Below are 11,641 nucleotides of genomic sequence, written 5' to 3'. Positions count from 1 at the left end.
TTAGTTACATAAATCAGTATAATCACCGTCCAAATGGATTCGCTACGCGCGATTAATCTCTGTGACCTTTGGAAAATAATAATGACTACCCAACCCTTTCGTTCAGACATCGGTGTTATCGGCCTCGGTGTAATGGGCAAGAATCTCGCGTTAAATATTGCTGATAATGGCTACCAGGTCGCGGCTTTCGACCTCGACAGCGACAAAGTGAATACCGCAATAAATCAAGAACAAGCAGAAAGAAAAGCAAACTTAGCTCCCCGAATGCTAGGCTGTAATAATCTTACTGAAATGCTTGATTCTTTAGCTAAACCTCGCGTCATTGTGTTATCTGTGCCTGCTGGTGGACCTGTTGATGGCGTGTGTAATGCGCTTATTGAAGCAGGTATCGAATCAGACGATATCATTGTTGATACAGGTAATAGTCTATGGACTGATACTGTGGAGCGTGAAGCGCGCTTTAAAGGTAAGTTTGTATTTTTTAGTTCTGCTGTTTCAGGTGGAGAAGTTGGCGCACGTTTTGGACCTTCTTTAATGCCTAGTGGTGATAAAGATGCTTGGCAATACGTGGCACCTGTATGGAAAGCAATGGCAGCAAAAGTTGATCCTGCAACAGGCTTGCCTATTGAGCGGTTTGAGCCGGGCAATCCAGTGATTGAAGGGGAGCCATGCACGACTTACATAGGTCCTGCGGGCTCTGGCCATTACGTTAAAATGGTGCATAACGGTATTGAATATGCTGACATGCAACTCATTTGCGAAGCTTATCAATTATTGCATGATGGCTTAGGTTTATCTGCTCATGAAGTTGGTAGTATTTTCCATACTTGGAACCAAGGTAGTTTAAATAGCTATCTTATGGAAATAAGCGCAGAGGTGTTACAACAAGATGATCCGTTAACCGGCCAACCTCTGGTTGAAATGATCTTAGATAAAGCGGGTCAAAAAGGCACTGGTCTATGGACTGCGGTAAGCAGCTTACAAATTGGCTGCCCTGCGCCAACAATTGCTGAAGCGGTTTATGCACGTGCGGTGAGTACGCAAAAAACCTTGCGGGTTAATTTAAGCAGTAAGCTTTCTGGTCCTGCAAAAATACCATTGAACGATGCCGAAAAAGCGGAGTTTATCGCTAACCTGGAAGATGCTTTATATTGCGCCAAGGTATGTTGTTATGCCCAAGGTTTTCAATTAATGGCGATGGCGGCTAAAGAGCAAAATTGGGATTTAGATTTTGCTGAAATCGCCAAGATTTGGCGTGCGGGTTGTATCATTCGTGCCACTTTCTTACAGTCAATTACTAAAGCTTATCAAGATGATGCAGCGCTTCCAAACTTACTCATGGCGGATACCTTTAGCGAGAGTTTATCAGCTAAGCATATGAATTGGCGCAAGACCGTTGCGGCATCTGTCATGCAAGGGATCCCTGCACCCTGCATTAGTTCTGCAGTGGCTTATTATGATAGCTATCGCAGTGAAACCTTGCCCGCAAATTTACTCCAAGGTCAACGTGACTTTTTTGGGGCTCATACATTTGAACGTACCGATAAACCAGCAGGTGAAAAATATCATCTAGATTGGAGTGCTAAGCAACGCACATTATCAAAAGTCTGATATCGAGTTTGAATAACAGCTTTTAGCTGGCTATTGATTAAAAGCACTTCTATTTAGAAGTGCTTTTTTGTGTATAGAATAATGATATTACCCAATCCAGCGGGTAAGCAAAACTTGTAACTGCGGCTTGACTGCTATAGGTTCAACTATAAGCAGTAAGGTTTGTAAGTAAAAATTCATAGTTATGAGGGAATATAATGCCGACAAAAGCTGATAAAAAGAAACGAATAGCCGAAGCGATAGAAAGCGTCACGTTTGAATATGAACAATACTCCAAAAATGCTGCCAAAAAACTCCCCCCCCTTGAAATTGACAATAATGATGCACTAGAAAAATTACTTGAAGTCGTACTGCTAAGGGAATCGTTAAGTCAAAGAACTGCAGCTAAAGCACCTGCATCAGTGAAGTTAAGAGCTTCTTTAGCCGACATGATCTTGCTTAATGATGATTTTGACCGAAAACAGATCTCGGCCAATGCAACGGCAGAAGTTGAATCTTAAAAGTCTACAGTGCTAAGTTTTTACGTATGCCAAAACGCCTTTTCCCATAAAGGAAAGGCGTATTAAGCGGATTGCGTTTAACTTATTAACTGGTGGGTAATTTGTTTCGCTGTTTGCTTCAGCGCATTTTGAAGCAGGTTTAGCTCTGTGTGGTTTAGCACATTGGGTAACACTGAAAAGGTGAGTGCGGCAATCACTTGTCCTTCTGGTTCTCCAATCAATGCGCAATATTCCGCGATACCTTCAATATGGCTTGTATGTGTAAACAAAAAACCTTGTTGCTTAACTTCTTCCAGTTGAGCAGATAAAGCCATTTTCTGTTTTTGATTCATTGTTAAATAAAGTGCATCTCGTTTTAGTATCATCAAGGCGACATCAGGGTTACTGTTTGCCAGTAATACCTTACCTGCAGTTGATGAAACGGTAGAGAACATTGCTCCTTCAGTTATGTTGATTGACACTGGGGAGTGACTTTTTGCTTGTACAATAACCATTGCCTGACTTTGGTAAAGCATGCTTAAGTGGCAAGCTTGACCTGTTGTAACCGCCAAATCCTCCATTAACGGCAGCGCTGCTTGCCTCACTTTATCAATCGGCGATATTCCTCTTGAGAGGTTATATATTTTCAAAGACAGCCGATATCGACCAGAAGACTCATCCCGATGAAGATACCCCCGAGCTTCAAGGTTAACCAATACCCGATAGATATCATTTGGCTTACGCCCAATACCTTTGGCTATCTCTGATTGAAGTAAAGGGGTTTGTTGCTCAGCTAAAAATTCCAAAATATCAAAGCCCTTGTCCAATGCTGGCACAGAGTATTTTTGTTCTGCAATTGAGTTAACACTTGCTGGCATATCACCTTTCCCTTTTATTAATGGTGCCCAATTGTTCGGTTGGCCTTTTTCTTTGAGATGTAGGTAAGGCTATTTGAGCAAAATTTGCATATAAAACCGACTGGGTATTTATTTATAAGCTCAATACTTATATAAATTTAATATTTATATGTAAATAAAAACTTGCGATCTTAATAAGTTTAATTGATTATTGTTAACAATACTCGATTTGCTTAGGCATTTATTTTGCCATTATCGAGCAAGATGAATAAAGACGGAACTAACATTAGCAATTAAAAGGAGGTATGGAAGATGAGTAAGCTTGAATTAACAGTTGAACAGATTAAAGATTTTAATCGTGATGGCTATGTCATTGTAAAGGGGTACTATTCTCAACAAGAAATGGCGAAATTGCAGCAAGTCGCTTTTAATGATGAGGGTTTGTACCAACAAGCATGGAATAAGAAAGACAGTCAAGGTGCCTTAAGCAAGGTGTGCATTTGGCAGCAAACTGGTGATGACTTATACAGTATGTTTTCTAGAGGCCGACGACTTGTTGATTCAGTAGAAAAGATACTAGAAGAGGAGGCTTACCATACGAGTACCAAAATCATGATGAAAGAGCCATTGGTTGGAGGCGCTTGGGAATGGCATCAAGACTTCGGTTATTGGCATCAAGATAACCTTATGCTGTACCCAAAAGCGATTAGCTGCATGATTGCCATCAACCCTGCAACAGTTGAAAATGGCTGCTTACAGGTACTAAAAGGCTCACATCATATAGGAAGGTTAGATCACGCTAACACTGGCGATCAAAAAGGCGCAGACATGACTTTTGTCGAAGAAGCAATGAAGTATCATCCTTTAGTCAATGTTGAGTTAGCAACAGGGGATGTTCTGTTTTTTCATTGCAACTTGCTGCATAAATCAAATCAAAATCGCTCAGATAAACCTAGATGGTCGATGATATGTGCTTACAATGCAATTACTAATCAAGCATTTAAACCAAATGAAGCTGTGTATTATCCGCTTTATAGGCTGGATGATAGTGCTATTCTTGAATGGCATGAAGAGGGAAGAAAAGGGTAATTATTACAGGATTAAGTATAGGCTTAATAAGGTAAAAAGCTTCCTATGACATGCTTGTATTAATGTTAAAGCAAGTTCATAGGAAGACTTATTGTGCGAGCGGTCAGTTACATTGGCAAACTAAAGATTAATCCTATGCTGAACAATAGGCTGAAAATCATTGTTAATTTAGCTGTGCGCCCCAAGATTGGGTTTAAGGCTTCACCACTGGTATTACTGAACTCTCCGCTGAGTTGACGAGCGTAGATTAATGATAAACCTGCTAGCAGCACTGGAAGGCCTGCAAGGTTACCCATTAAAAAACCACCAATAATAAGACCAAAAGGTAAATAGACTAATGCTTGATATAAGACTCTAGCTTGAGCTTGTCCAATTTTGACTGCAAGGGTATTTTTACCTGCTTTGGTGTCTGTTTGAATATCACGGGTATTATTTACTAGCATAATCGCTGCGTTAAACATGCCAATAGCGCTTCCTAACAGCCAAGCACTGGTACTTGTGTCACCTGCTTGTAAGTAATAACTACCAACGACGGCAACAAGTCCAAAGAATACAAATGCTGCCACTTCACCTAAACCATGTGATGCTAAAGGGTAAGGTCCGCCGCTGTAACATACCGCACCAAGTAAGGATGCCACGGCTAATATCGCAATAGGCCAGCCACCATGAAAAATAAGTGCTGAACCAACCAATAATGCAAGCAATAAGCAGACAACCATGGCATTGCGTACACTGCTAGGTGATAACATTCCGCTTTGGGTCACTCTGACAGGCCCTACTCGTTCTTCTGTGTCGATGCCATTTTTAAAATCAAAATAATCATTGGCTAAATTGACGGCAATTTGCAATAAAATGGCACATAACATTGAAATGCAAGCAATGGTATAACTGAATTGCTCAAGGTGTAGGGCTAAAATATTACCAATTAATAATGGACCAATGGCAGCAGGTAAAGTGCGAGGTCTAATGGCTAAAATCCAAGATTGCATATTGTTAAGGCTTCAAGATATCGAGTTAAATTAGGATAGACTAATAGCATAGCAACTTTTTTTGATTAAGTACGAGGTTGTGATCGCGCAATTAAGTAAAATCTTGTTACTAATTGTGCTGAATTTTATCGTTTTTTTGTTTATTTGTACGTAAATTCGAGAATATATTTACGCTAGGCGTGTGGTTCTAAGGTAATCTAAGTTTATTGGGTCAGATTGTGCAGACGTTAGGGAAATTATGAGTCAAGTTTTAAACGATTTATTATCATTGCTTTCATTAGAGCAAATCGAACTAGGGCTGTTCCGTGGGCAAAGTCAGGATTTAGGCTTCGGTCATGTCTTTGGCGGACAAGTGATGGGGCAAGCGTTAAGTGCTGCAAAGCAAACAGTAAGTGAAGATAGGCATGTGCATTCATTACACTCTTATTTTTTGCGGGCGGGTGATGAGAAACTTCCTATTGTTTACGATGTTGAAAACATGCGTGATGGGGGCAGTTTCAGTGCAAGACGAGTAAAAGCGATTCAAAAAGGCCGCCCTATTTTTTACATGACTTGCTCGTTTCAAGCTCCTGAAGAAGGTTTTGAACATCAAGCTGAAATGCCAGTCGTCGATGGTCCAGACGGGTTACTAAATCAGCAAGAATTAGCTTCTACAATGCGCGATAAAGTACCCGCTAACATACTTGAAAAATTCATGGCTGACTCGCCGATAGAAATGCGCTTGGTTAATCCAATACATCCTATCGCTCCAGACTCTACTGAACCCAAGCGGTATATTTGGATGCGAGCGAATGGCCATATTCCAAGTGATCACAGTGTTCATGAATATTTACTTGCATATGCGTCAGATTTCAACTTTCTGGTGACTGCGGCTCAGCCTCATGGTGTGTCATTTTTAACGCCAGGGATTAAAATGGCGACGATAGATCATGCCATGTGGTTCCATAGGCCGTTTAATTTTTCAGATTGGTTGCTTTATAGTGTAGAAAGTACCAATGCCAGCGGTGGCCGCGGTTTTGTTAAAGGGCAGTTTTTTGATCAACAAGGTCGCTTGGTTGCATCTGCAACACAAGAAGGCTTATTAAGAATGACGAAAGGATAAAAATATGAAGTTCGGTGTAAAAGCAGCAATGTTTGCGTTGATGACATTTATGATGACAGCGTGTGTAACCGTTACCCCAGATGAACCGGTTATTATTAATGGCTATGCGGGTTACCTCGAGAAAATTGTATTGCCTCAAAACTGTAAAATTAACATTGCGATTATTGGTCTTAATACCCCAGGTTTAATTATCTCGCAAAAAACGTTCGATATTGCCAGAGCACCAGTACCATTTAAGTTTACTTTACCTGCGGACAGTATTGATGAAGATATTGAGTATGGGGTTGTTGCGATGATTCTGTATCAAGATAGACCTATTTTTCAAACCTATGAGAAATTTCCGGTTATCAATAATGATAAGTTCACCACTGAAGTTATTATGAAAAAGGTAGATCGCTAAACTGATCACTGTATACCTGCTTAAAAACAGCAGGGTTCAATAGTAAAACTATTGCTCGAACTTTACGTTATGTCTTAATGATTATGCTGACAAATTAAGACATAACTCACATCTTTAACTTTCTCAAATTGCTTATGGTCTTCATCGAGCAATAATCAATGCTCAGTTAACTACTTAATCGAGGCTTATGTTGTGCCTGATTTACTTGCCAAAGAAGCCCCTGAAAACCAATCTGGTGGCGAACAAAGATTAATTTGGGCATTGTGTCTCGCATCTATCGTTGTTTATATCAATTTATATGCAGTACAAGGCATGCTGCCCTTAATTGCTGAGTATTTTAATGTCAGTGGTGCTAAAGCAACATTGATCTTGTCTGTTACCAGTTTTTCGCTGGCTTTTTCGTTACTTATTTATGCGGTAATTTCAGACCGAATAGGCCGTTTAGCACCTATTATGGTCAGTTTATGGATGTTAGTCGCTTCCAATCTATTACTTATTTTTGCTCGAGACTTTGATGCTTTATTATTGGTTAGGCTATTGCAGGGGGTATTACTCGCAGCAGTGCCTGCCATTGCAATGGCATATTTTAAAGAACAATTACCAGCAGGGTTTTTATTAAAAGCGGCTGGTATTTACATTATGGCAAATAGTTTAGGCGGTATTGGTGGCAGGTTAATGGGAGGGCTTTTGTCTCAGAACTTTACCTGGGAACAAGCCATGATGGTGAATTTTTCGGTTACTTTGATTGGGATTTCTATAGTCACATATTTGCTACCAAGAAGAGAAATAAAGTGCGCGGCAACCCAACACTCAACGAGCGTCATTAATAAAATAAAGCACGATATCGGTGGTTTTATTTATCATTTGACAGATCCCCAGATGCGGCTTGTATATGCCATCGGTGGACTTGCTTTTATGATGATGGTGAATCAGTTCAGCTTTATTCAATTACACTTGATGGCCGACCCATACAATTTTAGCCGTTTTGCGGCGACTTTAATTTTTCTTTGCTATTTAAGTGGAACATTAACGTCTTATTTATCTGCTAAGTGGGTGGTTAAATTTGGCGCCCAACGATTATTCAAAGGCGCATTGGTTGTGATGCTGCTTGGCACGTTATTGACCTTAATGGATAATCTACTTTGCATTACAATTGGTTTTTTACTGACTGCGAGTGGTTTTTTCTTAACTCATAGTTGTTGTAATTCGTTTGTGGCGATAAGAGCATCGACTCATAGAGCTAAGGCGACTTCCCTATACCTTTGCAGTTATTATCTAGGAGCGTCCCTTGGAGGCCCTTATTTGATGATATTTTGGCATCAATCAGAGTGGCAAGGTGTTGTTATTGGTTCGGTAGGGTTATTGTCTCTGTTATTAGTGGCTATTTTAAGGTTGACACATCATCAATCGAAGGCAGCTGAACAAGAGCTCAATACGCAAACACAGTAACGACATAGATAAGTTTTCTACCTTTGAATTAGAGGCCTAAAGGCCTCTTTTTTTTGTTGTTTTTTCTTGCGCTAAGCCTGCTCGACGTTCAAAACTGAGTTGTCTATTGAAACAACGTTAGTATCCAGTTATTACATTCACTTTGTACCTCATGTACAAATACAATACGTAATGTTTGATTTTAATTGTTCAGCACTCATTTTAGAGTGAACTTTAAAGAATAGCTAAAGCCTCAACTCACTAAGTATCCTAGATAGATTATGTAATTATTAAGAGCTCATCTTGATTTGATTGGCGTTGCTAACTAACACTTTAGGCGTTGACATTATAGTCGTTACGTATAGGTATTCATTTAGAGAGGTCTTTTTGAGTTAGTGATAAATTTCAGACATAAAAAAACCACAATTAAGTGGCTTTGATATTACTTAAAACTCAGTTTGATAACTCAGAGTTAAGAAAGTGGTATCCCCTAGGGGATTCGAACCCCTGTTACCGCCGTGAAAGGGCGGTGTCCTAGGCAGTGGTATCCCCTAGGGGATTCGAACCCCTGTTACCGCCGTGAAAGGGCGGTGTCCTAGGCCTCTAGACGAAGGGGACCCGGACATATTGTTTTACTTCCAATATAACGAAGACCTATAAGTAACACTTTAGAAGGCTATTAAAGTGAAACCGCCGTGCTCTTGTAATAACAGCGCGGTGCCCTAGGCTCTCTCTTCTTTAATCGAAGGGGACCCGGACTGGCGTTATACTCTACCAAAGAGTGAATAACTCATTAAGTTCTGTAGGCTAAAACTTAACGCTTTTTTATTTTCTCGAAGTTCATCAAGAAAAAATAAATAGTGGTATCCCCTAGGGGATTCGAACCCCTGTTACCGCCGTGAAAGGGCGGTGTCCTAGGCCTCTAGACGAAGGGGACCCGGACTGCATTAGACTCTGCAAAGAGTGAATAACTCATTAAGTTCTGTAGGCTAAAACTTAACGCTTTTTTATTTTCTCGAAGTTCATCAAGAAAAAATAAATAGTGGTATCCCCTAGGGGATTCGAACCCCTGTTACCGCCGTGAAAGGGCGGTGTCCTAGGCCTCTAGACGAAGGGGACCCGGACTGCATTAGACTCTGCAAAGAGTGAATAACTCATTAAGTTCTGTAGGCTAAAACTTAATGCTTTTTATTTTCTCGAAGTTCATCAAGAAAAAATAAATAGTGGTATCCCCTAGGGGATTCGAACCCCTGTTACCGCCGTGAAAGGGCGGTGTCCTAGGCCTCTAGACGAAGGGGACCCGGACTGCATTAGACTCTGCAAAGAGTGAATAACTCATTAAGCTCTGTAGGCTAAAACTTAATGCTTTGATTTAAATATAATTGGTGGAGCTACACGGGATCGAACCGTGGACCTCTTCGCTGCCAGCGAAGCGCTCTCCCAGCTGAGCTATAGCCCCTCAACTATACTTAATACATTTGGACATGCTGCGATAAATAATCACGTTGTGTCTCAACTGCGAGGCGCATTCTATGCAGCCTCGCCAAAAGTGTCAACTCGTTTTTTAAGAATTTATTCTATCTGCTACAAATTCAATCGCTTTGGATATTCTTTGTTCGCAACGAGCCTTTCCAACTAAAAATAAGGTTAAATCTACAGCAGGTGACATGCCAGCGCCTGTAACGGCTACACGTAAAGGCATTCCGACTTTACCCATTCCCACTTCAAGTTCTGCAGCAGTATCTTCAATTGCTTGATGTATTGCTTCAACAGTCCACTCTGGAAGTGCAGCAATTTTTTGCTGAATTAGCTTTAACGGCTCCATGGCTACGCCACGTAAATGCTTTTTAGCGGCATTTTCGTCAAAAGCGTCGAAATCTTCGTAAAAGTAGCGGCTAGAAGCTGCTAACTCTTTCAAGGTTTTTGCTCTTTCAGATAATGCAGTAACAACTTCAGCTAATGCTGGGCCGTTTGCTGTATCAATTTTTTGGTGATCCATGTGCCATTGAAGATGCTTTGCTACATATTCTGGAGCAAGCTCCTTAATGTAGTGTTGGTTCAACCAATTTAGCTTTTCAGTATTAAAGGCAGAAGCGGCTTTATTGATATCGTCTAGTTTGAATAGCGAGATCATTTCTTCCATCGAAAACACTTCTTGGTCGCCATGTGACCAACCTAAACGTACAAGGTAGTTAAGCAGTGCTTCTGGTAAGTAACCATCATCACGATATTGCATTACACCAACAGCACCATGACGTTTTGACAATTTTGCACCGTCATCACCTAAAATCATCGATACATGAGCATATTCAGGTACTGGTGCACCTAATGCTTTAAGGATGTTAATTTGACGAGGGGTGTTGTTGATGTGGTCTTCACCACGTACAACGCAAGTGATACCCATATCCCAATCATCTACAACTACACAAAAGTTATAAGTCGGCGTACCTTCTGTACGGGCGATAATTAAGTCATCTAAAGTGTCATTAGCAAATTCGATACGACCACGTACATGATCATCAAATACCACACTGCCTTCTGTCGGGTTCTTAAAACGGATGACAAATGGTTCATCTGTATCACGAGGCTCAAGATCACGACAGTGACCATCATATTTTTGTGACTCACCATTCGCAGCTTGTTCTTCACGCATTGCTTCAATACGCTCACGGGAACAATAGCACTTATAAGCAGTACCTTCTTCTAGCATCTGCGTAATGATTTCGTTATAACGATCGAAACGTTTAGTTTGGTAATATGGACCTTCATCCCAAGTTAGTCCTAACCATTCCATTCCTTCAAGAATGGCTGCACATGCTTCAGGTGTTGAACGTTCAATATCAGTATCTTCTACACGTAAAACAAACTCGCCTTGGTTTGCGCGGGCATAAAGCCAAGAATAAAGTGCTGTTCGAGCACCACCTACATGTAAAAAGCCTGTTGGGCTAGGAGCAAAACGCGTCTTAGTTGTCATAATGGGACACTAACCTATTTCAAAAACGTCTATATAAAGACAGATATAATAAAGTGGGCGATATTCTATACCTAAACTACCTTATTATGCGAGTTTCACTTTTGATTATATAAGCTGGGTCGCTTTACTTAAGTGATATTATTCTTGTGAAGAAAAACTATAGCTAACAGGCGAATGTCTTGCTGCTTGAAGTTTACTAATTACTGAATGAGTTCTTGATTGCACAAGATAGATTTAATCTGGATAAAGCTCGGCGATTAAAATTAATGCTAAAGCTTAAATTCTTGATACAAGCTTAATGACGAAAGTAAACAAAAGAAAAGACATGAAAGCTTATGACCCTAAGCGCTTGCTTAATAATGCATCAAAAGGTTAAGTATTCATGTCTGTTATGGGTTTAAAGCGTTTAACAATTCAGCAGTGTGCACGTTTTTAGCGCTGCTAAGCTTTGTTTCGTGAAAAAGTCGTTGACAGTATTTTGTTGCTCCCTATAATACGGCCCCACACAGCGAGGTCGATTAGCTCAGCTGGGAGAGCACCTCCCTTACAAGGAGGGGGTCACTGGTTCGAGCCCAGTATCGACCACCATTCTTTTTTAAGAATTAAATCATTGTGTAAATCCCAGGTCGATTAGCTCAGCTGGGAGAGCACCTCCCTTACAAGGAGGGGGTCACTGGTTCGAGCCCAGTATCGACCACCATTCTTTTTGTAA

The 11,641-nt window shown here is 40.6% G+C and carries 9 protein-coding genes and 7 tRNA genes; 8 read left to right on the top strand and 8 right to left on the bottom strand.

Annotated elements, in window-relative coordinates; translation table 11 throughout:
* Window positions 1-81 precede the first annotated feature (81 nt).
* Entirely contained in the window at window positions 82-1,611 is a 1,530-nt protein-coding gene (gndA, locus tag A9267_RS04950; RefSeq protein WP_065108475.1) for an NADP-dependent phosphogluconate dehydrogenase, read from the top strand.
* Between the two features lie 197 nt (window positions 1,612-1,808).
* Window positions 1,809-2,111: a hypothetical protein gene (locus A9267_RS04945; protein ID WP_055026085.1), complete on the top strand. Its 303-nt coding sequence runs from the start codon at window positions 1,809-1,811 to the stop codon at window positions 2,109-2,111.
* Window positions 2,112-2,188: 77 nt separating this feature from the next.
* Here the strand turns inward: A9267_RS04945 and A9267_RS04940 are convergent, their stop codons facing one another.
* Window positions 2,189-2,968 carry an IclR family transcriptional regulator gene (locus A9267_RS04940; protein WP_065108474.1) on the bottom strand — a complete coding sequence of 260 codons (780 nt, stop codon included), beginning with the start codon at window positions 2,966-2,968 and terminating at the stop codon, window positions 2,189-2,191.
* 291 nt (window positions 2,969-3,259) lie between these two features.
* Between A9267_RS04940 and A9267_RS04935 the strand changes: the two genes are divergently transcribed.
* Complete coding sequence (locus tag A9267_RS04935) at window positions 3,260-4,036, top strand: phytanoyl-CoA dioxygenase family protein (RefSeq protein WP_065108473.1); 777 nt, start codon at window positions 3,260-3,262, stop codon at window positions 4,034-4,036.
* A 107-nt stretch (window positions 4,037-4,143) separates the two neighbouring features.
* On the opposite strand, the gene A9267_RS04930 is transcribed toward A9267_RS04935, so the two are convergent.
* Window positions 4,144-5,025 carry a 1,4-dihydroxy-2-naphthoate polyprenyltransferase gene (locus A9267_RS04930; RefSeq protein WP_065108472.1) on the bottom strand — a complete coding sequence of 294 codons (882 nt, stop codon included), beginning with the start codon at window positions 5,023-5,025 and terminating at the stop codon, window positions 4,144-4,146.
* Window positions 5,026-5,263: 238 nt separating this feature from the next.
* Between A9267_RS04930 and tesB the strand changes: the two genes are divergently transcribed.
* The 3 genes from tesB to A9267_RS04915 all read left to right on the top strand — a co-directional run bounded on the left by tesB (window position 5,264) and on the right by A9267_RS04915 (window position 7,976).
* Entirely contained in the window at window positions 5,264-6,127 is an 864-nt protein-coding gene (gene tesB / locus A9267_RS04925; RefSeq protein WP_055026088.1) for an acyl-CoA thioesterase II, read from the top strand.
* Window positions 6,128-6,131: 4 nt separating this feature from the next.
* Window positions 6,132-6,527: a YbaY family lipoprotein gene (locus tag A9267_RS04920; protein ID WP_065108471.1), complete on the top strand. Its 396-nt coding sequence runs from the start codon at window positions 6,132-6,134 to the stop codon at window positions 6,525-6,527.
* Between the two features lie 192 nt (window positions 6,528-6,719).
* On the top strand, window positions 6,720-7,976 hold the full coding sequence (locus tag A9267_RS04915; RefSeq protein WP_065108470.1) for an MFS transporter: 1,257 nt from the start codon (window positions 6,720-6,722) through the stop codon (window positions 7,974-7,976).
* Between the two features lie 521 nt (window positions 7,977-8,497).
* On the opposite strand, the gene A9267_RS04910 is transcribed toward A9267_RS04915, so the two are convergent.
* The 6 genes from A9267_RS04910 to gltX form a co-directional block, all read right to left on the bottom strand.
* Window positions 8,498-8,573: transfer RNA gene (locus A9267_RS04910), tRNA-Glu, on the bottom strand.
* Between the two features lie 243 nt (window positions 8,574-8,816).
* Window positions 8,817-8,892, bottom strand: a tRNA-Glu gene (locus A9267_RS04905).
* Between the two features lie 106 nt (window positions 8,893-8,998).
* Window positions 8,999-9,074: transfer RNA gene (locus tag A9267_RS04900), tRNA-Glu, on the bottom strand.
* Window positions 9,075-9,179: 105 nt separating this feature from the next.
* Window positions 9,180-9,255: transfer RNA gene (locus A9267_RS04895), tRNA-Glu, on the bottom strand.
* Between the two features lie 83 nt (window positions 9,256-9,338).
* Window positions 9,339-9,414: transfer RNA gene (locus A9267_RS04890), tRNA-Ala, on the bottom strand.
* Between the two features lie 105 nt (window positions 9,415-9,519).
* A complete protein-coding gene (gltX, locus tag A9267_RS04885) occupies window positions 9,520-10,929 on the bottom strand; it encodes a glutamate--tRNA ligase (RefSeq protein ID WP_065108469.1) in 1,410 nt (469 codons plus the stop codon).
* Window positions 10,930-11,441: 512 nt separating this feature from the next.
* Between gltX and A9267_RS04880 the strand changes: the two genes are divergently transcribed.
* Together A9267_RS04880 and A9267_RS04875 are read left to right on the top strand one after the other, a co-directional pair.
* A tRNA-Val gene (locus A9267_RS04880) sits at window positions 11,442-11,517 on the top strand.
* 36 nt (window positions 11,518-11,553) lie between these two features.
* A tRNA-Val gene (locus tag A9267_RS04875) sits at window positions 11,554-11,629 on the top strand.
* Window positions 11,630-11,641: the final 12 nt, after the last annotated feature.

Source organism: Shewanella sp. UCD-FRSSP16_17, from assembly GCF_001675935.1.
GTDB lineage: Bacteria > Pseudomonadota > Gammaproteobacteria > Enterobacterales > Shewanellaceae > Shewanella > Shewanella japonica.
This window is presented reverse-complemented; position numbering and strand designations above follow the sequence as displayed.

Excerpts from the sequence above, each read along its gene's own strand:
- gndA (WP_065108475.1), top strand. The coding sequence starts at position 82 with ATGACTACCCAACCCTTTCGTTCAGACATCGGTGTTATCGGCCTCGGT.
- A9267_RS04945 (WP_055026085.1), top strand. The coding sequence starts at position 1,809 with ATGCCGACAAAAGCTGATAAAAAGAAACGAATAGCCGAAGCGATAGAA.
- A9267_RS04940 (WP_065108474.1), bottom strand. The coding sequence starts at position 2,968 with ATGCCAGCAAGTGTTAACTCAATTGCAGAACAAAAATACTCTGTGCCA.
- A9267_RS04935 (WP_065108473.1), top strand. The coding sequence starts at position 3,260 with ATGAGTAAGCTTGAATTAACAGTTGAACAGATTAAAGATTTTAATCGT.
- A9267_RS04930 (WP_065108472.1), bottom strand. The coding sequence starts at position 5,025 with ATGCAATCTTGGATTTTAGCCATTAGACCTCGCACTTTACCTGCTGCC.
- tesB (WP_055026088.1), top strand. The coding sequence starts at position 5,264 with ATGAGTCAAGTTTTAAACGATTTATTATCATTGCTTTCATTAGAGCAA.
- A9267_RS04920 (WP_065108471.1), top strand. The coding sequence starts at position 6,132 with ATGAAGTTCGGTGTAAAAGCAGCAATGTTTGCGTTGATGACATTTATG.
- gltX (WP_065108469.1), bottom strand. The coding sequence starts at position 10,929 with ATGACAACTAAGACGCGTTTTGCTCCTAGCCCAACAGGCTTTTTACAT.